A 25,145-nucleotide genomic window follows, 5' to 3' on the forward strand; every position below is an offset into this window, starting at 1 on the left:
CGCGCAGTGCTGCTGCGGTCGTCAATTCCCTACTACTGAAGAGAGTCACCCTGAACACCACCCGCAAGACTCATTAAACCAAGCAGGAGAACCACCATGAGCACTTTCACCTACAAGACCCTGACGGCTATCGCCCTCACCGGCGCGCTATTGGCCACACCCTCTTTCGCCGCCGAGGAGCACCATCCCGCACCACTGGCGCAGAACGAGCAAAGCATGCCCATGGGACAAGGCATGGGCATGATGGACATGTCCAAGATGCAGAAGATGATGGCGCAGATGCACGCCGCCAAGACTCCGCAGGAGCGTCAGAAGATTCGTGGTGAGCATCGCCAGGCCATGCAGTCGCAGATGGGCATGATGCGCAACCGCATGCAGCAGAGCCAGTGCCCTATGGCCAAAGATGCGCCCATGCAGCAGCAATGCATGCGAGATATGCACGAGAACATGCAGAACATGCTGCAGATGATGGAACAGATGCTGGAAAGCCAATCCATGCCAAACGGCCAATAAGCCTGGTGTAGCGCCCAGCCCCGCCATGTTCACGCGCCGCAAGCGTTGCCTTGGCGGGTTGATCTACCCTCTGCCTTGGCGCGGCGATGTGGCTCATGGTCTCACTGCCGCCCCCCTTTTGGGCGCAACCGGCCTTGGGCCGGAACCCGAGCATGTTGCCTATGGCACGGGAGTAGGCTCCAAGGTCGGCGATCCTTCAGCCGGGATCAATGGTTGCAAACATATCGAGCGCGGGTGTTTGGGGACGGCCGCAGTAGGTCTGTGTTTTTCACCAGCGCTCACTCTAATGGCTGACCGGCCTTGGCGATCGCGCGCCAGGTCGCGCCGGCGTCCTGCGACAGGTAGAGGTCGCGCTTGAAGGTGGCCATTGCCCACTCCTGCAATTTGGCCGGATTCTGCGCGAGGTAGGCGACGGCATCCTCGCGCAGTTCGGGCACGCCGAGCGCGGTGATCTGGCGTGTCTGCAAATCCAGCCTGGATAGTTTTGCCGCGCTGCCGTAACTGCCGAACCATAGGCTGTTACCGTCGAGGCTGAAGGTGGCACTCACCACCTGTTCGCCCTGACTGAGCGGTACAAAGCGCTGGCCCGCATCGCGCGACAGGTACAGGCCGGCACCTGTCACCACTGCAACCATGCGCTCGTCGCGCGGGTGCACCGCCAGGGCGGTCGGCGCCTGGCTAATTCCCTGCGCGGCAGCGCGCCGCCAGTCGGCGCCGTCGTTGCGGCTGTAATACAGGCCGGGAGCGCTCATCCGCGAGTTCGGCTGCCCGTTGTAGACATACAACGTTGCGCTGTCGAAGCCGCTGGCCAGCAGGTGAAAGTCCGCCTCGCCCTGCAAACCCAGCGGCTGCCAGCTGCGTCCGTCATCGCTGCTCTTGATCAGGCCCAAGGGGTTGGCGAGGCGGCTGTCAGGGGCCGGGTGGCCACTGCTATAGATCGCCCGACGCGTCACCGCATAGCCCATGTAGTCGTGTTCCGCTCCGGCGGCCTTGCGCCAGCGCCCCTCAGCGTAGACGGCCAGCCCGTGGTGACTGGGAATTAACAAGCGCTGACCATCCGGGCTGAACGCCAACCCGTGCACATGGGTGAGGGTTATTGCCGGGTCGCCACAGGCGGCGAGGATGGCGAAAGCAGCCAGCAAGCCGAGCGCCGCCACACGCCGTAGAGTCTGCCTGAGGTACGAGGTCGAATCTCCCCGAGCATTGAGGATTTTCTTCATGTTATTTCTCCCAAAGGGATGGTTGCTGCGGCGGGGAGACGCCGCCGACGCATCAGCCGATAGGCCGCCGGCAAGACGAACAGCGACAGCAGCGGCGCGCTGAGCATGCCGCCGACCATAGGCGCGGCGATGCGGCTCATCACTTCGCTGCCGGTGCCGCTGCCGAGGAGAATCGGCAACAGGCCGGCGATGATCACCGCCACCGTCATGGCCTTGGGCCGTACCCGTTGCACCGCGCCTTCGCGGATCGCCTCTATCAGCCCCAGCTCGCTGCTGTCGCCGGCTTCCTCGCGTTCGGCCCAGGCGTTCTTCAGGTAGAGCAGCATGATCACGCCGAATTCCGCCGCCACCCCGGCCAGGGCGATGAAACCGACGCCGGTGGCCACCGACATGTGATAGCCGAGCAGGTAGAGGAACCAGACCCCGCCGGTCAGGGCGAACGGCAGGGTGGCCATGATCAACGCGGCCTCGCTGAAGCGGGCGAAGCACAGGTAGAGCAGCACGAAGATGATCAGCAGCGTGGCCGGCACCACCAGTTTGAGCCGCGCATTGGCGCGCTCGAGGAATTCGAACTGCCCCGAGTAGCTCAGGCTGATGCCTGGCTGCAACTTCACCTGGGCATCGATCGCAGTGCGCAGGTCGGCCACCACCGAGGCCAGGTCGCGGCCGCGCACATCCACATAGACCCAGCCCGTGGGCCGCGCATTCTCGCTCTTGAGCATCGGCGGGCCGTCGCTGACCTTGATCCGCGCCACCGTGCCTAGGGTGATCTGGCTGCCCTGCGGGGTGTAGATCGGCAGCTGTTCGAGGCGACTCAAGGAGTCGCGCCATTCACGCGGGTAACGCACGCTGATCGGGAAACGCGCCAGCCCTTCGATGGTCTCGCCAACATTCTCGCCGCCAATCGCGCTGGACACGATCGACTGCACATCGGCGATGTTCAGGCCATAACGCGCCGCCGCCGCCCGGTCGATATCGACGTCGATATAGCGCCCGCCGGTCAAGCGTTCGGCCAGGGCCGAACTCACGCCGGGCACGTTCTTGGCGACTTTTTCGATGGCCAGGGTGGCCTCGTCGATCTGCGCCAGGTTGGTGCCGGCGACCTTGACCCCGATCGGGCTCTTGATCCCGGTGGCGAGCATGTCGATGCGATTGCGGATCGGCGGAATCCAGATATTGGTCAGGCCGGGCACCTGCACCACTCGGTCCAGTTCCTCCACCAATTTGTCCGCGGTCATGCCGGCACGCCACTGCTCACGCGGCTTGAACTGGATGGTGGTCTCGAACATCTCCAGCGGCGCCGGATCGGTGGCGGTCTCGGCGCGCCCGGCCTTGCCGAACACGTGGGCGACTTCCGGTATCGTCTTGATCATCCGGTCGGTCTGCTGCAACAGCTGCGCGGCTTTTTGCGCGGACAAGCCGGGCAAGGCCGAAGGCATGTAGAGCAGATCACCTTCATCCAGCGGCGGCAGGAACTCGCCGCCCAACTGCGACAGCGGCCACAGCGTGCTGAGAAATACCAGCAGCGCGACCAGCAGGGTGGCCTTGGGCCAACGCAATACCGCATCCAGTGCCGGCTGATAGATCCTGATCAACCAGCGGTTCAGCGGGTTACTCGCCTCGTCGGGAATCCGTCCGCGAATCCAGTAGCCCATCAACACCGGCACCAGGGTCACCGACAGCCCCGCCGCCGCCGCCATGGCATAGGTCTTGGTGAAAGCCAGCGGGCCGAACAGCCGGCCTTCCTGGGCCTGCAGGGTGAACACCGGAATGAACGACAGGGTGATGATCAGCAGGCAGAAGAACAGCGCCGGGCCGACTTCCACCGCCGCGTCGGTAATCACCCGCCAATGCTGTTCGCCCTTGAGCTCCTCGCCCGGATGTTGCTCACGCCAGGCCTCGATCTTCTTGTGCGCGTTTTCGATCATCACCACCGCCGCATCGACCATGGCGCCGATCGCAATGGCGATGCCGCCGAGCGACATGATGTTGGCGTTGATGCCCTGCTGCTGCATCACCGCGAAGGCGATCAGTACACCGACCGGCAAGGACACAATCGCCACCAGCGAAGAACGCAGATGCCAGAGGAAGGCCGCGCAGACCAGCGCCACGACGATGAATTCCTCCACCAGTTTCTCACCCAAATTGCGCACCGCACGGTCGATCAATTTGCTGCGGTCGTAGGTGGTGACGATCTCCACCCCCTCCGGCAGGCTGCTTTTCAGCTCGTCGAGCTTGGCCTTGACCGCGGCGATGGTGCTGCGTGCGTTCTTGCCGCTGCGCAGGATCACCACGCCGCCGACCACCTCGCCCTCGCCATCCAGTTCGGCGATGCCGCGGCGCATCTCCGGTCCCAGCTGTATATGCGCCACCTCGCCGAGCGTTACCGGCACGCCGCCGGCATCCAGGCGCAGCGGGATGGCGCGAAAGTCGTTGAGGCTTTGCAGATAACCCGAGGCGCGCACCATGAACTCGGTTTCTGCCAATTCCAGCACCGCGCCGCCGGTTTCCTGGTTGGCCTGGCCGATGGCCGCCGTCACCTCGGCCTGGGTGATGCCCAGGCTGGCCAGCTTGATCGGGTCGAGTTGCACCTGATATTGCTTGACCATGCCGCCGATGGTCGCCACTTCGGCGACGTTGGCCAGGGTTTTCAACTCGAATTTGAGGAACCAGTCCTGCAGCGCACGCAACTGCGCCAGGTCATGCTTGCCCGTGCGGTCGACCAGGGCGTACTGGTAGATCCAGCCAACCCCGGTAGCATCCGGTCCCAGCGACGGTTTGGCGCTGTCCGGCAGGCGACTCTGGACCTGGCTGAGGTATTCCAGCACCCGCGAGCGCGCCCAATACAGGTCGGTGTCGTCATCGAACAACACATAGACAAAGCTGTCGCCGAAGAACGAATAACCGCGCACCGTCTTCGCCCCTGGTACCGAGAGCATGGTGGTGGCCAGCGGATAGGTCACCTGATTCTCGACGATCTGCGGCGCCTGGCCCGGATAGGGCGTGCGGATGATCACCTGCACGTCGGACAGGTCCGGCAAGGCATCGATCGGCGTGTTTTGCACCGACCAGACGCCCCAGGCGGTGGCGAACAGGGTCGCCAGCACCACCAAGAAACGGTTGGCCACCGACCAGCGGATCAGGGCAGCAATCATGGCTGCATCTCCTGGTGTCCGTCATGCGTGTTATTTTCCTGGGGCGTGGCCGCCAGGTGCTCGATGCGTTCGATCAACATGCCATCGTCATTGGCGCGCACGCCGACCCGTACCCGATCACCGGCCGCGAAGCCCTCCAGCAGCGCCTTATCGGCGACCGGAAACAGCATGCTCATACCCGGCATGCCCAGGGTCTTGAACGGGCCATGGGTGAGCATCACGCCGTCCGCTTCGATGGCGTCGATCTGCCCTTCGGCTTCATGCAGCGCCGCTTCCAGCTTGACCTCAGTCGCCGGCGCGCCCAGTTCCTGAACCATGATGCCGCGCAGGCTGGCCTCGGAGTCGAGCAGGAACTGCCCGGAAGCGACCACCTGCTGGCCCTCTTCCAGCCCCTCGAGGATCTGGGTATTGCCCTCGGCCTCGTGACCCAGGCGCACTTCCACCGGGCGGTAACGCCCCTCGCCTTCGGCCAGCATCACCAGAGCGCGACGACCGCTGCGGATCACCGCCTCGCTTGGCACCAACAAGGCATCGCGCTCGGCCGGGCGGGTCAGGCGCACCTGCGCGGTCAGGCCTGGACGCAGCCGGCCATCTGGGTTGGCCAGTTCGACCCGCACGCGCAGGGTGCGACTGTCGAGATTGGCCTGGGGCAGAATGGCGTCGATGCTGCCGCTGAGCACTTCGCCAGGAAATGCCGGCAAACGCGCTTCGACCACCTGACCTTTGTGCAGGCCCAGGGCCTCGGCCTCGGGCACCGCCACGTCCAGCCACACACTGCGCAGGCCATTGATGGTCGCCAGGGTGTCACCCGCCATCAGGCTCATGCCCTCGCGCACGTTAAGTTCTTGCAGCACGCCGGAGATGGGGCTGGTCACGGTCCACAGCGCCTGTACCTTGCCGCTGCGCTCGAACTGGGCGATCAGCGCCGCCGGCATGCCGGCCAGACGCAGGCGCTGACGCGCCGCCGCCAGCAGGCCAGGATCGCCGGCACCACGCAGGGCCAGATAGTCTTCCTGGGCGCTGACCCACGCAGGCACCAGCAGGTCGGCCAGTGGCGCGCCGACGGCGAGCAGATCTTCCGGGGCACGGGCGTAGACCCGCTCGACGAAGCCGTTACTGCGCGCCTGGACCACGGCGATATCGCGGCTATTGAAGGTCAGGTTGCCGACCACCTGCAGGCTGTTGGACAGCGCCCCGCGGGTCACTGGCGCCAGGCGCATGCCGAGGTTCTGGGTGATGCTCGCATCGATGCTGACGGCGGCGTTGTCGCCGCCCTCCTCGGCATAGCGCGGCACCAATTGCATGTCCATAAACGGCGACTTGCCCGGCTGGTCGAATTTTTGCTGCGGCATCATCGGGTCGTACCAATAGAGCACCTCGCCCTTGTCTACCTCCTGGGCAGCCGGGGCAGCCTCGGCGGTGGTCGAGTTGTGGCCGACGCTCATCGACTGTTGGGCGAGCCAGTAGCCGCCGGCCGCGCCGATACCCAGCACCAGGGTGGCCAGCAGCGCACCTTTTGCGATTCGAGCACTCATTGGCTAATCCCTTCGTAAGCGAAATACAGGCGGGCGCTGGTCAGCGCGCGCGCTTGGGCAAAGTCGATGTGTTTCAGGCGTGTCTCGATCAGTTCACGCCGGGCGGCGATCACGCCGGCCAGCTCACCGGCACCGGAGCGATAGTCGGCCAGGGTCAGCGCGACCTTTTCCTCGGCCAGCGGCACCAGGCTGTCCTGGCTGCGGCGCAGCGCACGTTCGAGCCTCTGGTACTCGGCCAGATCATCGGCCAGCTGCTGCGCATGCTCGCGTTCGCTGGCTTCGCGCTCGGCCTCCAGCTGACTCAGCTTGGCCTGTTTGGCGGCGATTCTGGGGTTCTGCCGGGAGCCAGGAAACAGCGGCAGATCGAAGCTGAACTGCACGCTCATCATGTCGCCAAAGGCCGGGTCACGCTTCTGGTAGGCCAGCTGCCAGCTCCAGTCGGATTTCTTGTCCGCCACGGCCTGGCGCACCTCGGCTTGCGCCTCATCGGTCATGGGCTCGAATAGCGCCAGCTCAGGATGGCGTTGCAGGTTGTGCTGATAATGCTGGGCATCCACCGGCCAGTTTGGCAGGCGACCCGCCAAAGGTTCATCGGCACGCGGGCCGATCCAGCGCCGCAGGGCGGCGCGCTGCTGCGTCCGGCTTTGCAGCAATTGGTCTTCCTGCTCGGCCAGCAGCGCCGCTTCCTGCCTCGGTCCGACGCTGTCGGCCGCCTGGCCGCGGCCACCGGCGAGGCGGGCGCGCACGGCTTTGACCAGCAGCTCGTTTTCGCCATAGAGGGTCTGGAACAGCGCCAGCTTCTCCTCGACGGCGAGCGCCGAAATCCAGGCCAGCGCAGTTTCCCGGCGGACCTTGAGCAGTTCGACCCGCTGCTCCAGCGTAGCGCGCTCGATCCCGGCCTGGGCCACCTCCACCCGCGCCCGGCGTTTGGCGCGGTTGGGTACCTCTTGCATGACTCCGACCATCTGCATGGTCATGGGCTCGCGGTCGAAGCGACCACGGTTGTCACCCTCGATCGGCACGTTCTGCAGCCCCAGTAACAGCTTGGGATCGGGCAACTCGCCGGCGGGTATCGCCGAACTGCGCGCCGCCTCGACTTGCGCGGCTTGTGCCGTCAGCGAGGGCGCTTCACGTTCAGCCTGGCGCAGGGCTTCGTCGAGAGTCAGGGCGGCAGCCGGCTGGCTGAGCAAGGCAGTCGCCAGTACCCCGGCCGCCAGGCGCCCAAGGAGGGGGGAAATGTTGGACATGCACGTGATTCCTGTCGATATCCCGCGCCCCATGGGACGCGCAATGGCCAGCGGGCAGCCGGGGCCGCACAGTGGGGTTTACAACGGAGCAGGAATCAGGCGCGCGGGGGGCGCCAGGGGGAGGTAAGCGGCCGCGACGGAAGTACGGCCTGGGCATGCAGCAGGGAATGAGAGGAGACCGGCAGCAGTTTGAGCTTCAGCCGCTGACTGTCAGCCAACGGCAGGCCGGCAGTCGGGCATTTAGCCATATCCGGGCACAACTGACCGTCAGCCTGCATCGTCGTCTCGTCACAGCAGTCAGTCAGCTGTGCAGCCTTCTGGCCCATCGGGCAGGGTTCACCGGCCAGCAGCGAACCCGCAAGGCTCTGCAAGGGCAGAACCAAGGCCAGGAGCAGCACTAGACAGAGACGACGGAAGGCATTCATGCCGAGCAGTCTAGCCCCGCGCCAGGCCGCGGACAATTGATAAGGATCAATTGAGCAGAGTTTGTTGTATCTGCATTGACCTGCATAAGGTTGCGCCGCGCGCGCCCAAGGGCTGCGGCCCGCGACCTTACGTCAACAGAACCGGGCCGAGGCTGGCAGCGGGCCTATACTTTTTTCTCCAGCAACCCGGACTGGCGAGCTGCAGTGTTGGCAAGTCGGCCGCGCACCCGCAAGAGGAGCAGACCATGAGTATCCGCATTGGCGACGAAGCCCCCAACTTCAGCGCCGAAACCACCGAAGGCCCTATCCACTTCCACCGGTGGATCGGTGACAGTTGGGCCATCCTGTTTTCCCATCCCAAGGACTTCACCCCGGTGTGCACCACCGAACTGGGCTACATGGCCAGGCTCAAACCCGAATTCGACAAACGCAACACCAAGATCGTCGGTCTCAGCATCGACCCGGTCAGCGACCACCGAGCCTGGGCCGGCGACATCGAGGAAACCCAGGGCCATGCGGTCAACTACCCGATGATCGGCGACCACGACCTCAAGGTGGCCAAGCTCTACGACATGATCCACCCCAACGCCAGCGGCGGCCCGCGCACCGCGGTGGACAACGCCACGGTACGCTCGGTGTTCATCATCGGCCCGGACAAGAAGGTCAAGGCCATGCTGATCTACCCCATGAGTGCCGGGCGCAATTTCGACGAGGTGCTACGCCTGCTTGACTCGCTGCAACTCAACGCCAAGCACGCGGTGGCCACGCCGGTGAACTGGAAACCAGGCGACGATGTGATCATCCCCACCTCGGTATCCGACGAAGAGGCCAAACGCAAGTACCCGCAGGGCTTCAAGACCCTCAAGCCCTACCTGCGGGTAGTGGCGCAACCCAAGTAACGGCGGTTGCCGAGGCGGAAAACCCGCTGGGGTTTTCCGCTAGCAGCGGGCGCAGCCGGGCACAAGCGGTGCGGCGGTGCAATTCCCCGGCTGGTATTGGCTGACGAGCGCTGGGTCGGCTGGATGACGCTTGGTTCATCCACCAGCGCGACCTGGTGGATGGATGGAGCGTCCGCTGTCGCAGCCCTCAGCAATGATCCAGCCGTCGCCAAGCGCTGTTACAACTGCGCGCTTGCTCGCCGTGACCGACAGTCATAGCATGACCGTCAGTCACAGCCAGACAAGTTCCTGCCCATGCGCCTTCAAGACCAACTCTTCCTGCAGCGTGAAAGCGTCCTCCTCGACGCCGCGCGCCTGCTGTTTCGCCAGCAACCCTGGGATCGGGTGACCATCGCCGAAGTGGCGACCCAGGCCGGTATCGGCAAGGGCACGGTGTACAAGCACTTCCCCAGCAAGGAGGCGCTCTATGCGCGCCTGGCGCTGGACATGAGCCGGGCAAATCTCGCTGAACTGCGCGCGTTGCATGCCACACAGCCGCCGCACCTGGCGATGCGCCAGGTGATCCGCCGCGCCTTCGAGCAGATGCTCGCCGACCCGATCCTGGCGCAGCTGTGCCAGCACTGCGACCGCCCGGCCTTTCAGGAGCGGCTGGATGCGCCCTGCCGCGAGCAGTTCCTGCAGCTGGAACGCGACTACATAGACTTCTTCGGCCAGTTGCTGCACGACACCTTCGATGATCGCGCGCTCTGCCCCGCCGACTGCCAGTACCTGTTGTGGGGCGTGGAGGCCTGCGTCAACGGGGTGATGGCACGTATCGCCTCCGGCGGCTTCGAGCACTGGGCCGAACCCATTGCCCTGGGCGACTACTTCGACCGCGTCACCGATTTCATCATTGCCGGCCTGCGTGGTCAGGCCGCCAGCCTTTGTGCCCTACCCGCCAACCACGAGTAACCGCTCATGTTCAGTCAAGTGCCTAAACGTCCGTGGTTGATCGCCGTCGCCATCAGCGTCTTGCTGCTGCTCTGGTTGCTCAGCGGCTCGCTGTTCAAGGCGCAGAAAGTCGCCAGCGCCGATCAACCCGTCGCAGAGCAAGGTCTGGCGAAAGTCGAGATCCAGTGGCTGGAGGCCCAGCCGATGCAGCGCCAGCATGTGGTCCAGGGCCAGGTCGAAGCCTGGCGCCGGGTCGAGTTGCGCGCGCGGATCAGCGCCAGCGTGGCGCGCCTGGATCGGGACAAGGGCCAGCCGGTCGAACAGGGTCAGTTACTCCTCAGCCTGTCGCCGGACGACCGCACCGCCCAGGTGGCGCGTAGCGAAGCCGAGGTGCGCCAGCGCGAGACCGACGTCAGCTCAGCCAAACGCCTGCGCGAACGCAACCTGTTTTCCGCCAACGAACTGCTGCGCCTGGACAGCGAGCTGGCCAAGGCCCGGGCCGAACTGGCAACGGCCCGCCTGCACCTGCGCAACACCCGGATCGAGGCACCCTTCGCCGGGGTCTACGACGCGCGCCAGGTCGAACTGGGCGACTTCGTCCAGCCCGGTCAAAGCCTGCTGACCCTGGTCGATATCAGCCAGCTCAAGGTCAGTGCACAGATTGCCCAGCAGCAAGTGACCCAGCTGACCCTCGGCCAGCAGGTCGCAGTGCAACTGCTCGACGGCCGCGAACTGAACGGTGAGCTGCACTTCATCGCCGCCGCCGCCGACCCCGACTCACGCAGCTTCCGCATCGAGGTACGGGTCGACAATCCCAAGCTGCTGCGTCTGGCCGGAGCCAGCGCCACGCTGCACATCCAGACCGGCGAGGCCATGGCCCATCGTCTTTCGCCGGCGTTGCTCAGTCTCGATGAGGACGGCCGCCAAGGGGTGAAGTGGGTCAACCAGCAGCAACGGGTCGAGTTCACCCGGGTATCGCTGATCAGCGTCGACAACCAAGGCGCCTGGGTCAGTGGCCTGCCGCCGCGGGTCGCGCTGATCACCCTCGGCCAGGGCTTTGTCGAGCCCGGCCAAGAAGTGCTCAGCCAACTCGCCAAAGAGGGCAGCTGAAATGCACGCCCTGATCGCCGCGGCGCTGGACCGCAGCCGCACCAGCCTGCTGCTGCTGGCCTTCCTGATCATCGGCGGCCTGGCCGCCTATGTCGCCATCCCCAAGGAAGCCAACCCGGACGTCAGCATCCCGATCATCTATGTCTCGGTGGCATTGGAAGGCATCAGCCCGGAAGACGCCGAACGCCTGCTGGTGCGCCCGCTGGAGCAGGAGTTGCGCAGTCTCGAAGCGGTCAAGGAAATGCGCTCGATCGCCAACGAAGGCCGGGCCTCGGTGACCCTGGAGTTCGATGCCGGCTTCGACGCCAAGGCGGCTCTGGTCGATGTGCGCGAAAAAGTCGATACCGCGCGCAGCAAACTGCCGGAAGAAGCCGATGAACCAATAGTCACCGAAGTCAACGTGGCGCTGTTTCCGGTACTGTCGATCGGCCTGTCCGGGCCGATCGCCGAAGCGCAACTGGTGTATGTCGCCCGCCAATTAAAGGAAAACATCGAAGGCATCGCCGAGGTGCTCTCGGTGGAGATCGGCGGCGACCGCGAAGACCTGCTGGAAATCGTCGTCGATCCGCAGGTACTCGACAGCTACGGCATCGACTACACCGAGCTGTTCAGCCTGGTCAGCCGCAACAATCGCCTGGTTGCCGCCGGCAGCCTGGATACCGGCGCCGGGCGCATGAGCATGAAGGTGCCCGGGGTCATCGAGGACCTGCAGGATGTGCTGTCCATGCCGATCAAGGTGGTCGGCGACAGCGTGGTGACCTTTGGCGATGTCGCGACCATCCACCGCACCTTCAAGGATCCAACCGGCTTCGCCCGGATCAACGGCCAGCCGGCCATCGTCCTCGAAGTGGCCAAGCGCAGCGGCGCCAACATCATCGCCACCATCGAACAGGTCAAGTTGCTGATGGCCCAGGCCCAGCCGTTGCTGCCCGAAAGCCTGCACGTCAGCTACATCATGGATCAGTCGCAACAAGTCGAAAGCCTACTTGGCGACCTGCTCAACAACGTGATGACCGCCATCGTCCTGGTGCTGATTCTGGTGATCGCCAGCATGGGCCTGCGCTCGGCGCTGCTGGTCGGCCTGACCATTCCCGGCGCCTTCCTGACTGGCATCCTGCTGATCTGGACGCTCGGTTTCACCCTCAATATCGTGGTGCTGTTCAGCCTGATCCTGGTCGCCGGCATGCTGGTGGATGGCGCCATCGTGGTCTCCGAACTGGCCGACCGTAACCTGCACCAGGGCCAGAACCCGCGCCAGGCCTGGGCTAATGCGGCAACGCGAATGGCCTGGCCGGTGATCGCCTCCACCGCCACTACCCTGGTGGTATTCCTGCCGCTGTTGTTCTGGCCCGGGGTGGTCGGCCAGTTCATGAAATACCTGCCGGCCACGGTGATCGTCTGCCTGCTCGCCTCCCTGGCCATGGCCCTGGTGTTCCTGCCGGTGCTTGGCGCGGTGACCGGCGGGCGCCCGCAACCACTGCCGAGCACGCCCAGCCGTGGCGCCCAGGCCTACCGCAAACTGCTCGACAAACTCCTGCACCGGCCGGGCCTGACCCTGCTCGGCATACTCGCGCTGGTTGCCCTGATCTATGTCGGCTACGGCCGTTTCAACCATGGGGTGGAGTTCTTCCCCGAGGTCGAGCCGGAAAATGCGCAGATATGGCTGCGCGCCCGCGGCGACCTGTCGGTGCAGGAAAAGGACGCCCTGCTGCAACAGGTCGAACGCCGCCTGCTTGGCATGAGCGAGGTCAAGGCACTGTACGCCCGCTCCCTGGCTCAGCCGGACGGCCAGCTCGGGGTCGACGTGATCGGTACCCTGCAGTTCCAGTTCGTCGACTGGCATGAGCGCCGTCCAGCCCGGCAGATTCTCGCCGACATGCGCCAGCGCAGTGCCGACATTCCTGGCGTGGTCCTGGAGTTCCGCGAGCAGGACCAAGGCCCCAGTGGCGGCAAGCCGGTCAAGCTGCAGATCAGCGCCCTCGACCCGGCCAAGGCCGACCAGTTTGTCGATAAGCTGCGCGCCAACATGCTCACCATCGGCGGTTTCAAGGACATCGAAGATGACCGCGCCCTGCCCGGCATCGAGTGGCGGGTCAAGGTCGATCGCGAGGCCGCTGCGCGCTTCGGCGCCGACGTATTGAGCGTCGGTAACGCCGTGCAGATGATCACCAATGGCCTGAAACTGGCGACCTACCGGCCGGAAGACGCCACCGACGAGGTCGACATCCGCGTCCGCCTGCCCGGCAACTGGCGTTCCCTCGACCAGCTGGGCCGCCTGACCCTGAACACGCCAAGTGGTCAGGTGCCGCTGGCGAACTTCGTCACACTCCAACCCGCGCCCAAGGTCGGCACCCTGCACCGGGTCGACGGCAGTCGCACCATCACCCTGCAGGCCGATCTGGCCGACGACGCGCGCCTGGATGAACGCCTGCAAGCCTTGCGCGAAGCCATGGGCGAACTGCCGACGGACATCCAGCTGAAATTCGCCGGTGAGGATGCCGACCAGCGCGAGGCCGCAATCTTCCTGGCCACCGCCTTCGGCGTGGCGATCTTCCTCATGGCCCTGATCCTGGTGACCCAGTTCAACAGCATCTACCAGGCCCTGCTGGTGCTGTCCGCCATCGTCCTGTCCACCGCAGGAGTACTGATGGGCCTGCTGGTCAACGGTCAGTCGTTCGGTATCGTCATGGTAGGCATGGGCCTGATCGCCCTCGCCGGGATCGTGGTCAACAACAACATCATCCTCATCGATACTTATAACCAGCTACGTCGCCAGGGTCTGGAACCACGCGAGGCGGCCCTGGAAACCGGCAGCCTGCGCCTGCGTCCGGTATTGCTGACCGCGGTCACCACCATTCTCGGTTTAATGCCCATGGTGCTGAGCGTTAACGTCGATCTGTTGACGCCAAGCCTGGGCGTAGGCGCGCCCTCGACCCAATGGTGGACCCAGCTGTCCAGCGCCATCGCCGGCGGCCTGAGCTTCGCCACCGTGCTGACTCTGCTGCTGACCCCCTGCCTGCTGGTGCTCGGCTCACGTTTCGAGCGCCGCCCACCGCCGCTGGAAACCTACGACGACGACCTGCTCGATTTACCGGAACACTTGCTCGCACCGCGGCCGGGCAAAGCCCGTCTGCGCAGCGACTAGCCGCAACCAAAAGGAGCAATGGATGGACATCCGTGACATCCCCTTCGGCGTCACCGACTGGGAGCAGATCGAGCGCAGCGAACATGCCGGCACAACCGGCAGCGCCTACTGGCGCACCCAGCTGTTCGGCTCGCTGCGCGTGCGCATGGTCGACTACACGCCAGGCTACCTGGCCGACCACTGGTGCCAGAAGGGCCATATCCTGCTGTGTCTGGAAGGCGAGCTGCACACCGAACTGGCAGACGGCCGGCGCTTCGTCATGACCGCGGGCATGAGCTATCAGGTCGCCGACCAGGCCGAAGCGCACCGCTCCTCGACGACCACCGGCGCACGCCTGTTTATCGTCGACTGACTCGCGCCGACGCCACCAGACCGCAACGTGCGCACGGCACATCCTATTCGGCCCGACGGGTGATCGCGGCATCGTCGGCGCAGCTGCGCCAGGCCGACAGGTATTTAGGAAAGTTTTAGGGATTACATAGGGTCTATTTCGCAATGGCCCGGCGCGGCACGCTCTAGCATGGAGCTCCTCCAAACACCCCAAAGGAGTACCCCGATGAGTCCCGTTTCGCGTCGCTGGATCTATGTCGCCATCGTTTATTTCTGCCTGGCCGTCAGCCTGGGCGTGTTCATGGGCACCAGCGGTGATCACCGCCTGATGAGCGTGCATGCCCACCTGAACCTGCTCGGTTGGGTAAGCCTGACCCTGGTCGGGATTATCTACCACTACTTCCCCAAGGCCGCCGCCAGCCGCCTGGCCAGCCTGCAGTTCTGGCTGCACAACCTGTGCCTGCCGGTAATGATGGTGGCGCTGACCCTGGTGATCAACGGCAAGTCGCAGGCTGGACCGGTGCTTGGTGGCGCCGCAGTGGTGATGTTGCTGGCGGTGCTGCTGTTCGCCGGCAATGTCCTCTGGCGCCGCGCCTGATCAGCGGGCAGCGATCTGCTGCAGCAGTACCGGGCGTTTGAGCAGCAGGCGCAGACGCCCACGCCCGATCTTCTCCAGCAGGATGTCGTGACTGCGTTCCGCCAGCCGGCGCTGCAGCAGAATCAGCCGCGCCTCGAGGTTGTCGTCGAGCTCCGGCAGCTTCAACGCCGGATCGATACGCAGTTCGCGGTTGCTGAACTCGCTGCGCTGCTCCTCGACATGCAGGCTCAGCAGGCGCCAGAAGATGGCGCCAGCCACGCCCTTGATCAGGTAGTCCTCACCGAGGAACACGCTGCTGTTGGCCAGGTAGTAGCGCACCGTCAGCGGCGCTCCCGGCAAGGGTGGCGCGAGCGGCAGCGCGGCGCCCTCCTCGCCTGGGCAATCGGCCACCTGCTGCAGCGCCAGGATCGAGGCGCCGAGCAGGCTGGCCAGGCTCATCAGGCTGTCTTCCTCGTCGTAGCCGAAACGGTGTGGTTCGGCGCTTTCGACATGCAGCACGCCGAGCAGGCGCCCGGCAGCGAGGATCGGCACCGACAGCTGGCTATGCGGTTCGGCCAACCCGGGAAAGGCGATCTCGGTCTCCAGCCGGTTGCCAAGCCCGGCCGCAGCCAGGTGCTCGTGAATGGCCCGGCTGTAGGCGTATTCCGAGGCCAAATGGGCGATGCGAATCGGCGTGCGGAATTGCGCCGCCACGCCGATGATGCCGCGTCCCAGGGGAAACTCCGAGCCGACCCCCGACAGCGGGTAGCCGTGGCTGGCCACGGTGTAGAGTTTCTGCCCCTGGCTATCGAGTAGTAAAACCATGGCCTGCGCTATCTCGAGCTGGCTGGCCAAGCCCTCCAGGCACTGCTCCAGCAGGCTGGCCAGATCGCTGCAACCGGACAGGCGCTGGCTCAGCTGGCGCAAGCGGGCGATGTGGCAAGGCGCGCACTGCGCTGGCGGCACCTCGACGCCAGGCACATGCTCGACATCCAGCACCTGATAGACATCCGCGCCACGCAGGCGGAACACCTCGCTCATCCCCGCATTCGAGGCGATTCCAGCGAGCTTGGCCTTCATGCTCTCGAACAGCGGACCCTCGACTTCGGTGCGCCGGTAGAGCAGCGCCAAGCGGTAGCGCGCGCTGGTCTGCGGATGCAGGAGGAAGACCGTGACCTGCGGATTGACCAGGATGTTCTCGCGAGTCTTGTTGAAAAACTGGAAGGACAGCGCGACATGGCTGGCGTCCACGTAGTGCACCTGGGAGACCAGGGTGACGTTGGGTGTGCCGTCCGCCCCGCAGGTGGCGACCGTCGCCGGCACCGCGCCCTCCAGGCAGGGCCGAATGGCATCCAGACTCCGGCCGGACTTCATCACCCCTGCTCCAGGCGCGAGCCGGCATTGGGCCCGGGAGTTTGCTCGAACAGGTCGCTCAGGGTGAAACACAGCGCCCGCAACTGCTGCGCCTGGAACTCGTGGGTGGCGCGCGCGAAGGGCAAGGCGTAGCCCAAGGGCAGTAAATCCTCGGCAAACGCATCACGGTGACGCGCCGCCAACGCGGCATCGCCCGGCGCCAGCGCTACCTGACAGGCATCGCGACCCTTGAGCTGCAAGGTGCGGTGGCTGCTGGGCAGACAGAAGACGACGGCCAGTGCCTTGCTCGCCTCGACGTCCTCCAGCAACTGACCCGCCTGCGCAGCGTCGACCAGGACCGTAATCTGCTGCCGGTCCGTCGCCACCCGGCAACCCACCACCTTGCTCACCGAGGGCACCCGGCGCACATCGCGCGAAGCCGCACTGATGGATACGCCGCTCTCGATAAAGCGGACTTGCTCGTCGTTCAGGGTGGCGCCGGACATGTTGTTCAACCCTCGCTGACAAGAAGCTAATCCTGCGCATCCTTGCCCGGCTGAAAACCCGAAATCCCCAGGCCGCCGGGGCAGTTCGCCGATAGCACGCCCCCGATTGCATCCGGGCTACTAACGGAGGATCGGCTGAAATGTCGGACCACAGCAGGCCGGCGCCTACACCATCTGCAGAGACTGTTTGCAGGTCGGCGCCGGGTAAGCGGCATCGATCAGGGCCAGGTCTGCGCCACTCAGTTGCAAGGACGCCGCGGCGGCGTTCAAGCGCAGATGCGCCGGCTCGACCGCCTTGGGGATGGCAATCACCCCCGGCTGGCGCAACAGCCAGGCCAGCGCGACCTGCGCCGGGGTGACGCCGTGCGTCTCGGCCACCTGGCGCAACGCCGGATGGCGCAGCAGTTGCCCAGCCTGACCCAGCGGGCAGTAGGCCATCAGCGGCATGCCCTGGCGTTGTTGCCAGGGCAGCAGGTCGAACTCGATGCCGCGCGCCTCGGGGTTGTACAGCACCTGGTTGGTGGCGCAGCCAGCGACGCCCAGATTGTGCAATTCCTGCAAATCGTCCAGGTCGAAGTTGGACACGCCCCAACTGCCGATCTTGCCCTCCTCGCGCAGACGCTCGAAGGCCTCGACGGTTTCCGCCAGCGGGTACTGACCACGCCAGTGCAACAGATAGAGGTCGATCCGCTCGGTTCTCAGCCGTTTCAGGCTACGCACGCAAGCCTGCGCCATACCTTGGCGGCTGGCGTTGTGCGGATAGACCTTGCTGAGCAGAAATACCTGCTCGCGCAAGCCCGCAAGCGCCTCGCCCACCACCAGTTCGGCGCCGCCTTCGCCGTACATCTCGGCCGTGTCGATCAGGCGCAGGCCCAACTCGATGCCCTCGCGCAGCGCCGCCACTTCCGCGCGCCGCTGGCTGGCCACCTCGCCCATGTGCCAGGTGCCCTGTCCGATCACCGGCACCGACACACCGGCCAGTTCAAGCGTACCCATCGTCTCGTCTCCTCGTTCAATCCGCTCGCCAGGAATCATAGCTGCCGAACGTCCACAGATGCCCTTACAGGTCGCGACAGCTGAAAGCGCGGCCACCGTAGTCTTCGTCCTTGAGTTCGTTAAGGATCTCGGTGCCCGCGGCCTAGGCACCCAACACATCGGCATCCTCGACCACTAGTTAGAGGCTCTGGGTGCAGCCGTCAGGCGCATCAGCCGGCCATAGGCCGACTCGGCCAGCGAACCGAGCATCAGCATGCCGTTGCCGCCGCTGAGCTGGCCGTGGGCGATGCAGCGCCGTTGTGCGCGGAGCTCAACAGCAGCAACAACGACACCGGCTGTTCGCTCTCCGGGTGCAGCGGTTCCTGCAGCCTTTGCAGGCGCCAGCCGCTGGCGTTGAGCAGGCTCAGCCAGGACTCCAGGGTGCGAAAGAACCAGGGCATCGGCTGCTCGAAGCCCGCGCCGAAGCCGGCGAAGGTTTCCACCCGCCACCCATCGCGGTAGCTCGCATCGTCGCAGGCGCGCCAGGGGTGCAGGGTCTGGATCAACAAACGGCCACCCGGCGCCAACACCCCATGCAGGGCATCCAGGGTCGGTGTCAGCGACTCTTCGAGCAGGGCGAAATTGCACACCAGCACATCGAAGCGGCCCAGCTCGCTGGCCTGGCTTGCCAGCTCGGCATAGCCGCAGACACGGTAACGGGCGCGCGGATCGTCTGCCGCCCGCGCCACCTCGATCAATGGCGCCGAAGAGTCCACCCCCACCACCTCAATGCCCCGCGCGGCCAGGCCTCGGCACAACCACCCCTCGCCACAGCCGACATCCAACACCCGCGAAGGCGTCAGTGCCAGCACCGCCTGCAGAATCGCCGCATCGGTGACCAGGCGCCGGTTTTCGCTGCGCTGCTCGCGCACCGCAGCGGTCCAGGCATCGGCATTGGCCTGCCAACTGAGGGCAAGCTGCTCACGATAATCGCGCGGCATAAGTCACTCGCCGATGAAATTTATTGTAGTAGCCGTGCCAGCGCCCTTGTGGCACCGTCTCGGCCCAGTGTCGCTCGATCGCTAACTTCGCCAGCGCATGCAGGCCCAGATGAAATCTTTGCGACTTGACCAAGGACACTGGCGTCTAACTCATCAAGCAGCGACTAAGCTGTTGTGAAGTGCTACTTGAGGGCAGACCAAGCAATTATGGGCGTATTCTCGAAATCCGACGCGTCAGAAAAGGCGCTTCCGACGAACAAACAACCGGCGTACCAGCTGAAGCCGGTCAAACGCACCAGCAAGCTGCGCATCGCCATCTGGTTGATGCTGTTACTGCTAGTGGTGGCGGCTGCGCTGCTGGTCATTTTCGAGATGCGTACCGCGTATTTCCAGGCCCACTACTTCAGCCGCTACAGCGATAGCCTGAGCTACCGCGTGCAACCTGGCCCCAGCCCGGCGATCATCTTCCCGCAGGACGGCCCCTTCGATAAACGCCAGGGCTACAGCTATCTGCCGCTGATGCTGGAGCGCCTGCAACAGCGCGGTTTCCAGATTACCCAACAGGCACAGTTCTCCCCGGCGTTGCTCGACTACACGCAACGCGGCTTTTTCACCCCCTACCCGGAAAAAATCCAGGCCGGCCTGAACATCAGCGACTGCCGTGGCACGCCCTTCTACCAGTTCCGCTACCCGCAGCAGCACTACCCAAGTTTCAGCGCCATACCGCCGCTGGTGGTGGGTAGCCTGCTGTTCATCGAGAACCGCCACCTGCTCGACCCCGAACCGGCACAGGCCAACCCGGCGGTGGACTGGCCGCGCTTCGCCAAGGCCGCCTGGTCGCAGGTCGGCAAGGTGCTGGACGTCCAGGATCAGTCCGCTGGCGGCAGCACGCTGGCCACTCAGCTGGAGAAATACCGCCACTCACCGGGCGGCTTAACCTCTTCCGCCTCGGAAAAACTGCGGCAGATGGTTTCCGCCAGCGTGCGCGCCTACCAAGGCGGCCCACTCACTCAGAGCGCGCGGGAAAACGTCGTGCGCGACTACCTCAACAGCGTGCCGCTCTCCGCCGCGCCGGGACATGGCGAAGTGAATGGCCTGGCCGATGGCTTGCGCATCTGGTACGGCGCCGACTTCGCCGAGGTCAACCGCCTGCTCGACCCCAGCCGCTCACCCAAGGCGAGCAATGCCGAACGCGGCCTGGCCCTGCGTCAGGTGCTGTCATTTATGATTGCCCAACGGCGACCCTCGTATTACCTGGCCCAGGGCCGACATGAGCTGGACGAGCTGATCGACAGTCATATCCGCCTACTGGCGGGCGACGGTTTGATCGATATGCCACTGCGCGACGCAGCCCTGGCCAGCCAACTGCGCTATCGCAACTGGGAGCTGCAGCCAAACCTGCAAACGGTGGACGGCAACAAGGGCATCAGCGTGGCCCGCACGCGCCTCTCCAGCCTGCTCAACATGCCGCTGTATGACCTCGACCGCCTGGATCTCTCCGCCAGCACCACCCTCAACAACGAACTGCAACAAGCGGTCAGCGACTACCTCGAGCAACTCGCCGACCCTGTCTTTGCCGAGCAGATCGGCCTGTTCGGTGAGCGCCTGCTGTCTGCCGAAAAAACCGGCGAAGTGCGCTACAGCTTCACCCTGTTCGAACGCACCGCCAATGGCAGCCGGGTGCGCGTGCAGACCGACAACACCGACCAACCCTTCGACATCAACGAAGGCAGCAAACTGGAACTCGGCTCCACCGCCAAACTGCGCGTGCTGGCCACCTACCTGGAAATCATCGCCGAATTGCACCAGCGTCATGTCGGGCAGAGCGTGGCCGAGCTGCGCGCCGTGGAGGTCGCCGACCAGGACTACCTGACCCGCTGGGCCCTCGACTACCTGCGGCAAAATCCCGCTGCCGAGCTGCCGGCCATGCTCGACGCCGCCCTCGAACGCAAGTATTCCGCCAGTCCCTTTGAGCGCTTCTTCACCGGCGGCGGCCTGCATACCTTTGCCAACTTCCGCCGCGAAGACAACGGCCGCAACCCGACCCTGCGCGATGCGCTGCGCGAGTCGATCAACCTGCCGTTCATTCGCCTGATGCGCGACCTGGTGCGCTACAGCACCTACCAGGCACCGGGCAACAGCGCCGAGCTGCTCAAGGACGACAAGGACCCGCGCCGCCAGGCCTACCTCAGCCGCTTCGCCGACCGCGAAGGCAAGACTTTCCTCCTGCGCTTCTGGCGCAAATACCAGGGCCAGCCGTCCCAGCAGCGCCTCGATACCTTCTTGAGCAGCCTTCGCCCTACCCCGGTACGCCTGGCCGCCGTACACCGTTACCTGATGCCGGAAGCCGATCAAGCAACCTTCACCGCCTTCCTGCGCGCCCACCAGCCCCAGGCCAAGCTGACCGACAAGCGCATCACCCAGCTCTACCTGAACTATGGGCCCGGCGCCTACAGCCTGCCCGACCAGGGCTATATCGCCCGCGTGCATCCGCTGGAGCTGTGGCTGCTCGGCTACCTGCTGGAAAACCCCGAAGCCCGCTTCGGCGATGCGGTGGTCGCCAGCCGCGACCAGCGCCAGGAAGTCTACGGCTGGCTGTTCCGCAGCCGCCACAAGAGCGCCCGCGACAGCCGGATCCGCATCATGCTTGAGGTTGAAGCCTTCCTCGATATTCACCGCCGCTGGCAGAAACACGGCTACCCCTTCGAGTACCTGGTTCCGTCGCTAGCCACCGCCATCGGCAGTTCCGGCGACCGCCCGGCGGCACTGGCGGAGCTGATGGGCATCATCCAGAACGATGGTATCCGCCAACCCACGGTGCGTATCGACAGCCTGCATTTCGCCGCGGCTACGCCCTACGACACTCAGGTCGAGCGTAACGCCCTGAACGCCAAGCGGGTGATGCCCAGCGAAGTGGCCGCGGCCCTGCGTGGCGCACTCTCGCAAGTGGTTGAAGGCGGTACCGCACGGCGCCTGCAGGGCAGCTTCAGCCTGCCCGATGGCCGCCTGCTGACTCTCGGCGGCAAGACCGGCACCGGCGACAACCGGGTCGAAACCGTCGGCCGCGGCGGGCGCGTACTCAGCTCACGGGCGATGAACCGCACCGCCACCTTCGTCTTCTTCATCGGCGCGCGCCATTACGGCACCCTCACCGCCTTCGTGCCCGGTCGCGCCGCGGAGAAATTCACCTTCACCTCGGCGCTGCCGGTGCAGGTGCTCAAAGGCATGGCACCGATCCTCGCGCCTTACCTGGAGCCGGGCAGCCACAGCCAATGCGTCCCCCCGCTGGCAGCGGTGCAGGCCAGCTGGAAGTAGGCATTTGGATGAGGCATTAACCATCCAGCGATAACCATGGTGGATGAAAAGGCAGCGTCCACCCGGCTCTTGTCGTCCGGATCAGCCCAGGCGCAATCCGCAGTACGGCAGCGGCAATAAAGCCAAGCCCCGGATTGCATCCGGGCAGAAACAGTGGCGCTGTTTAGCGCTTCTTCTGCTGCTGGATATACAGCGTCTCGACCTTCTCCCGCGCCCAGGGGGTTTTGCGCAGGAAGGTCAGGCTGGACTTGATGCTCGGATCGCTCTTGAAACAGCGGATATCGATGCGCGCTGCCAGGCCATCCCAACCCAGTTTCGCCACCAGCTCGGTGAGGATGGCTTCCAGGGTGACACCATGCAGCGGATCTTTCGGCGATTGAGTCATGCGGAACCTGTGTCGACAGCGTGGCGAGGCGCACCGGCTGACAAACTTGTGGCACGCGTAGGGGGGATATTCTGACCTGACTCACCAGCCAGCTCCAGCGCAAAAGCACCGCCCCGGGCTCGGCGGCCCCAACCAGCCTCAACGAGCATCGATGATGAACGGCAGCTCGAGGTTGTGTTCCGGGTCGAACTGGCGGCGAGCGGTATGGTTCAGGTGACGGCCGTAGACATGGAACGACAGGCTGGTGTGCGAGGTTTCATTGATCACGCTATGGATGCTACCGCTGGGCATCGCCAGCACCTGCCCTGCTGAAATGCACTGCTCGTCAAGGCGCTGCAGTTCGGCATAACCGGGGCGCGTGGCATCGTCCAGGCGTTGCCAGAAAATATTGCGCTCATTGCCCTCGACGCCCACCACCACCGCCCAGGTGTCGTGGTCATGGGGCGGCACGCCGCGTCCGGGCAGCCAGCTATCGACCACCACGAACAGCGACTGATCGGCCTCGACGTGCAGCAGACTGGTGCCAAAGCCCAGGGCCGGATCGGCGCTGTACATGTCCGCCCGCAACCAACCGCGTTCGGCGACGACCCGCTTGGCCAGCGGTGCGACTTGCGCCAGCAAGCTGGCTTCATCGGCGGCGGTCGCGACGATGCGCCGCAGATCGTCGATAAAGCGTTCCAGGTTGTAACTATCGATGGTCATCCACTTTTCTCCAGCCCAGTCGCAAGTCCGACCGGCTGCTAGGCAGCCGTTATAAAAAAGGCCCGCCTCCGAGAAGGAGGCAGGCCCTGGTTTCACCCCACTCGCGAGGCTCAGCTGGCCGAGGCGCGCGGGTCGTCAGCGGTGGTCAATTGCAGGCTGGCCGCAGGTTCGCTCAGCAGCGCGCGATGCAGGGCCATGGCCATCAGCATCAGGATCACCGCGATCGGCAAGGCAGCGCAGATACTCGCGGTCTGCACGCTCTTGAGTCCGCCCGACCACAGCAGGGCTGCGGCGATGGCACCCACCATCAGCCCCCAGGCCACGCGACTCCAGGTCGGCGGATGCATATTGCCGCGCGCGGCCAGGGTACTCACCACCAGGGTTCCGGAGTCGGCCGAGGTGACGAAGTAAGTCACGATCAGCAGCGAAGCCAGCGCCCCGAGCAGCGTGCCAAGGCTGGCACCGGCGCTCTGCTCGATCTTGTCGAACAGGGTAAATAGCGAGGAGGTGGCATCGGCCTTGGTCGCCAGCAGGATGGCACCGCCGCTGAACTCGGCGGCTTCACCGCTCAGCGCCTGACTCGCGACCTGTTCCTGGTGAGCCAGGCGATCGGCCTTCTCGTAATACAGCGCGGCGCCGCCGAAGGTACCGATCCAGACGAAGCTGAACAGCACCGGAATAATCAACGACCCCATCACCAACTGGCGAATGGTGCGGCCACGGGAAATCCGCGCGATGAAGGTGCCGACGAAGGGCGCCCAGGTCAGCCACCAGGCCCAATAGAAGGCGGTCCACCAGTTCTGCCAGCCGGCATCGTTCTGGGTGTCGCTCCACAGGCTCATGCCGATCACGCTCTGGGCGTAACCGGAGGTGCCTTCGAGAATGGTGTTGAGAATGTAACGAGTCGGTCCGAACGCCATCACAGCGACCAGGATGACCAGCGACAACAGCATGTTCCACAGCGACAGCAGTTTGATGCCGCGGTCGACGCCGGACACGACCGACATGATCGCAACCAGGGAAATCGCCAGGATCAGGCCCATCTTCAGGCCGATGCCCAGCTCGAAGCCGCTCAGGGTCTTGATCCCGGTCGCCAGCTGCTCGACGCCGAGGCCGAAGGAGGTGGCGATGCCGAACGCGGTGACGACCACGATCAGGATGTCGAACATGCTACCCAGCCAGCCGTTCATCCGCGCCTCGCCGAACAGCGGGGTCAGGGTCGAACGGATCGACAGTGGCTTGCCCTTGCGGAAGGAGAAGTAGGCCAGGCACAGCGCCGGCAGCAGGTACAGCGCCCAGGCGTGCATGCCCCAGTGGAAGAAGGTCACGCGCATCGCCGACTCGGCCGACTCGGCACTCAGCGTGGTGACGCTGAAGGGGTTGCCGGCGTAATGCCACATCGGCTCGGCCACCGACCAGAACAACAGGCCGATGCCCATGCCGGCACTGAACAACATGGACAACCAGGAAATCGTACTGAACTCGGGTTTTTCGCCGTCCTGGCCGAGGGTGACATTGCCGTAACGGCTGGTCATCAGATACAACAGGTAAACCAGCACGGCCGAGGCCATGGCCAAATAGAACCACTTGAAATTCTGCAGGATAGTCGTGGAAAGCTCGCCGAATAGTGCCCCGGCTTGCTCACCCATAACGGCGCAAAAGCCGACGAAGGCCGCAATTATCAGGATCGAGATCAAGGTTATCCCGGCATCGACGCCGCGAAAAACCCCGCTGGAATTACTCATAGCATGTGCTCCATTGTTATTGTCGGTATGCCTCTGGGCACGCTGGGCTCAGGGCGAGCTAACAGGCCGTTGAAAAA

Annotated in this window: 20 protein-coding genes; 8 read left to right on the forward strand and 12 right to left on the reverse strand. The window is 64.7% G+C overall.

Annotated features, from left to right (window positions below):
• Positions 1-96: 96 nt before the first annotated feature.
• Positions 97-513 carry a hypothetical protein gene (locus tag VCJ09_RS17390; RefSeq protein WP_324731354.1) on the forward strand — a complete coding sequence of 139 codons (417 nt, stop codon included), beginning with the start codon at positions 97-99 and terminating at the stop codon, positions 511-513.
• A gap of 278 nt (positions 514-791) precedes the next feature.
• Here VCJ09_RS17390 and VCJ09_RS17395 read toward each other — a convergent pair whose 3' ends face one another.
• The 5 genes from VCJ09_RS17395 to VCJ09_RS17415 all read right to left on the reverse strand — a co-directional run bounded on the left by VCJ09_RS17395 (position 792) and on the right by VCJ09_RS17415 (position 8,095).
• On the reverse strand, positions 792-1,733 hold the full coding sequence (locus tag VCJ09_RS17395) for a F510_1955 family glycosylhydrolase (protein WP_324731355.1): 942 nt from the start codon (positions 1,731-1,733) through the stop codon (positions 792-794).
• Positions 1,730-4,888, reverse strand: coding sequence for an efflux RND transporter permease subunit (locus VCJ09_RS17400; RefSeq protein ID WP_324731356.1), 3,159 nt, complete (start codon positions 4,886-4,888; stop codon positions 1,730-1,732). The genes VCJ09_RS17395 and VCJ09_RS17400 overlap by 4 nt, the downstream gene beginning before the upstream one ends.
• Positions 4,885-6,423, reverse strand: coding sequence for an efflux RND transporter periplasmic adaptor subunit (locus VCJ09_RS17405; protein WP_324731357.1), 1,539 nt, complete (start codon positions 6,421-6,423; stop codon positions 4,885-4,887). The genes VCJ09_RS17400 and VCJ09_RS17405 overlap by 4 nt, the downstream gene beginning before the upstream one ends.
• Positions 6,420-7,670, reverse strand: coding sequence for a TolC family protein (locus tag VCJ09_RS17410; protein ID WP_324731358.1), 1,251 nt, complete (start codon positions 7,668-7,670; stop codon positions 6,420-6,422). The genes VCJ09_RS17405 and VCJ09_RS17410 overlap by 4 nt, the downstream gene beginning before the upstream one ends.
• A gap of 95 nt (positions 7,671-7,765) precedes the next feature.
• Complete coding sequence (locus tag VCJ09_RS17415) at positions 7,766-8,095, reverse strand: hypothetical protein (protein WP_324731359.1); 330 nt, start codon at positions 8,093-8,095, stop codon at positions 7,766-7,768.
• Between the two features lie 245 nt (positions 8,096-8,340).
• Here VCJ09_RS17415 and VCJ09_RS17420 point away from each other — a divergent pair, with 245 nt between their 5' ends.
• The 6 genes from VCJ09_RS17420 to VCJ09_RS17445 all read left to right on the forward strand — a co-directional run bounded on the left by VCJ09_RS17420 (position 8,341) and on the right by VCJ09_RS17445 (position 15,107).
• Positions 8,341-8,994 (forward strand): peroxiredoxin, encoded by a 654-nt coding sequence (locus VCJ09_RS17420; protein WP_324731360.1) that lies wholly within the window; start codon positions 8,341-8,343, stop codon positions 8,992-8,994.
• Between the two features lie 294 nt (positions 8,995-9,288).
• Positions 9,289-9,945, forward strand: coding sequence for a TetR/AcrR family transcriptional regulator (locus tag VCJ09_RS17425; RefSeq protein WP_324731361.1), 657 nt, complete (start codon positions 9,289-9,291; stop codon positions 9,943-9,945).
• 6 nt (positions 9,946-9,951) lie between these two features.
• Positions 9,952-11,034, forward strand: a complete 1,083-nt coding sequence (locus VCJ09_RS17430; RefSeq protein ID WP_324731362.1) for an efflux RND transporter periplasmic adaptor subunit — start codon at positions 9,952-9,954, stop codon at positions 11,032-11,034.
• A 1-nt stretch (position 11,035) separates the two neighbouring features.
• Positions 11,036-14,179 (forward strand): efflux RND transporter permease subunit, encoded by a 3,144-nt coding sequence (locus tag VCJ09_RS17435; protein WP_324731363.1) that lies wholly within the window; start codon positions 11,036-11,038, stop codon positions 14,177-14,179.
• Positions 14,180-14,201: 22 nt separating this feature from the next.
• Entirely contained in the window at positions 14,202-14,531 is a 330-nt protein-coding gene (locus VCJ09_RS17440; RefSeq protein WP_324731364.1) for a DHCW motif cupin fold protein, read from the forward strand.
• 204 nt (positions 14,532-14,735) lie between these two features.
• Positions 14,736-15,107 carry a hypothetical protein gene (locus tag VCJ09_RS17445; protein ID WP_324731365.1) on the forward strand — a complete coding sequence of 124 codons (372 nt, stop codon included), beginning with the start codon at positions 14,736-14,738 and terminating at the stop codon, positions 15,105-15,107.
• On the opposite strand, the gene VCJ09_RS17450 is transcribed toward VCJ09_RS17445, so the two are convergent.
• The 4 genes from VCJ09_RS17450 to VCJ09_RS17465 form a co-directional block, all read right to left on the reverse strand.
• Positions 15,108-16,460: a GAF domain-containing protein gene (locus tag VCJ09_RS17450; protein ID WP_324731366.1), complete on the reverse strand. Its 1,353-nt coding sequence runs from the start codon at positions 16,458-16,460 to the stop codon at positions 15,108-15,110.
• Positions 16,460-16,945, reverse strand: coding sequence for a hypothetical protein (locus tag VCJ09_RS17455; RefSeq protein ID WP_324731367.1), 486 nt, complete (start codon positions 16,943-16,945; stop codon positions 16,460-16,462). Before VCJ09_RS17455 ends, VCJ09_RS17450 begins: the two co-directional genes overlap by 1 nt.
• Before the next feature lie 165 nt (positions 16,946-17,110).
• Positions 17,111-17,941 carry an aldo/keto reductase gene (locus tag VCJ09_RS17460; protein WP_324731368.1) on the reverse strand — a complete coding sequence of 277 codons (831 nt, stop codon included), beginning with the start codon at positions 17,939-17,941 and terminating at the stop codon, positions 17,111-17,113.
• A 248-nt stretch (positions 17,942-18,189) separates the two neighbouring features.
• Complete coding sequence (locus VCJ09_RS17465; protein ID WP_324731369.1) at positions 18,190-18,921, reverse strand: class I SAM-dependent methyltransferase; 732 nt, start codon at positions 18,919-18,921, stop codon at positions 18,190-18,192.
• A 207-nt stretch (positions 18,922-19,128) separates the two neighbouring features.
• Between VCJ09_RS17465 and VCJ09_RS17470 the strand changes: the two genes are divergently transcribed.
• On the forward strand, positions 19,129-22,236 hold the full coding sequence (locus tag VCJ09_RS17470; RefSeq protein WP_324731370.1) for a transglycosylase domain-containing protein: 3,108 nt from the start codon (positions 19,129-19,131) through the stop codon (positions 22,234-22,236).
• Between the two features lie 163 nt (positions 22,237-22,399).
• Here the strand turns inward: VCJ09_RS17470 and VCJ09_RS17475 are convergent, their stop codons facing one another.
• From VCJ09_RS17475 to VCJ09_RS17485, 3 genes are all read right to left on the reverse strand, one after another.
• Positions 22,400-22,621: a VF530 family protein gene (locus tag VCJ09_RS17475; RefSeq protein ID WP_324731371.1), complete on the reverse strand. Its 222-nt coding sequence runs from the start codon at positions 22,619-22,621 to the stop codon at positions 22,400-22,402.
• Positions 22,622-22,759: 138 nt separating this feature from the next.
• Entirely contained in the window at positions 22,760-23,323 is a 564-nt protein-coding gene (locus VCJ09_RS17480) for a cysteine dioxygenase family protein (RefSeq protein WP_324731372.1), read from the reverse strand.
• 110 nt (positions 23,324-23,433) lie between these two features.
• On the reverse strand, positions 23,434-25,068 hold the full coding sequence (locus VCJ09_RS17485) for a BCCT family transporter (RefSeq protein ID WP_324731373.1): 1,635 nt from the start codon (positions 25,066-25,068) through the stop codon (positions 23,434-23,436).
• Positions 25,069-25,145 lie beyond the last annotated feature (77 nt).

Origin of the sequence: Pseudomonas paeninsulae, from assembly GCF_035621475.1 — a bacterium.
In the GTDB taxonomy this organism is placed as follows: Bacteria; Pseudomonadota; Gammaproteobacteria; order Pseudomonadales; family Pseudomonadaceae; genus Aquipseudomonas; species Aquipseudomonas paeninsulae.

Excerpts from the sequence above, each read along its gene's own strand:
- VCJ09_RS17460 (WP_324731368.1), bottom strand. The coding sequence starts at position 17,941 with ATGGGTACGCTTGAACTGGCCGGTGTGTCGGTGCCGGTGATCGGACAG.
- VCJ09_RS17440 (WP_324731364.1), top strand. The coding sequence starts at position 14,202 with ATGGACATCCGTGACATCCCCTTCGGCGTCACCGACTGGGAGCAGATC.
- VCJ09_RS17400 (WP_324731356.1), bottom strand. The coding sequence starts at position 4,888 with ATGATTGCTGCCCTGATCCGCTGGTCGGTGGCCAACCGTTTCTTGGTG.
- VCJ09_RS17405 (WP_324731357.1), bottom strand. The coding sequence starts at position 6,423 with ATGAGTGCTCGAATCGCAAAAGGTGCGCTGCTGGCCACCCTGGTGCTG.
- VCJ09_RS17465 (WP_324731369.1), bottom strand. The coding sequence starts at position 18,921 with ATGCCGCGCGATTATCGTGAGCAGCTTGCCCTCAGTTGGCAGGCCAAT.
- VCJ09_RS17395 (WP_324731355.1), bottom strand. The coding sequence starts at position 1,733 with ATGAAGAAAATCCTCAATGCTCGGGGAGATTCGACCTCGTACCTCAGG.
- VCJ09_RS17455 (WP_324731367.1), bottom strand. The coding sequence starts at position 16,945 with ATGTCCGGCGCCACCCTGAACGACGAGCAAGTCCGCTTTATCGAGAGC.
- VCJ09_RS17425 (WP_324731361.1), top strand. The coding sequence starts at position 9,289 with ATGCGCCTTCAAGACCAACTCTTCCTGCAGCGTGAAAGCGTCCTCCTC.
- VCJ09_RS17480 (WP_324731372.1), bottom strand. The coding sequence starts at position 23,323 with ATGACCATCGATAGTTACAACCTGGAACGCTTTATCGACGATCTGCGG.
- VCJ09_RS17445 (WP_324731365.1), top strand. The coding sequence starts at position 14,736 with ATGAGTCCCGTTTCGCGTCGCTGGATCTATGTCGCCATCGTTTATTTC.
- VCJ09_RS17415 (WP_324731359.1), bottom strand. The coding sequence starts at position 8,095 with ATGAATGCCTTCCGTCGTCTCTGTCTAGTGCTGCTCCTGGCCTTGGTT.
- VCJ09_RS17420 (WP_324731360.1), top strand. The coding sequence starts at position 8,341 with ATGAGTATCCGCATTGGCGACGAAGCCCCCAACTTCAGCGCCGAAACC.
- VCJ09_RS17485 (WP_324731373.1), bottom strand. The coding sequence starts at position 25,068 with ATGAGTAATTCCAGCGGGGTTTTTCGCGGCGTCGATGCCGGGATAACC.
- VCJ09_RS17435 (WP_324731363.1), top strand. The coding sequence starts at position 11,036 with ATGCACGCCCTGATCGCCGCGGCGCTGGACCGCAGCCGCACCAGCCTG.
- VCJ09_RS17450 (WP_324731366.1), bottom strand. The coding sequence starts at position 16,460 with ATGAAGTCCGGCCGGAGTCTGGATGCCATTCGGCCCTGCCTGGAGGGC.
- VCJ09_RS17390 (WP_324731354.1), top strand. The coding sequence starts at position 97 with ATGAGCACTTTCACCTACAAGACCCTGACGGCTATCGCCCTCACCGGC.
- VCJ09_RS17470 (WP_324731370.1), top strand. The coding sequence starts at position 19,129 with ATGGGCGTATTCTCGAAATCCGACGCGTCAGAAAAGGCGCTTCCGACG.
- VCJ09_RS17430 (WP_324731362.1), top strand. The coding sequence starts at position 9,952 with ATGTTCAGTCAAGTGCCTAAACGTCCGTGGTTGATCGCCGTCGCCATC.
- VCJ09_RS17410 (WP_324731358.1), bottom strand. The coding sequence starts at position 7,670 with ATGTCCAACATTTCCCCCCTCCTTGGGCGCCTGGCGGCCGGGGTACTG.
- VCJ09_RS17475 (WP_324731371.1), bottom strand. The coding sequence starts at position 22,621 with ATGACTCAATCGCCGAAAGATCCGCTGCATGGTGTCACCCTGGAAGCC.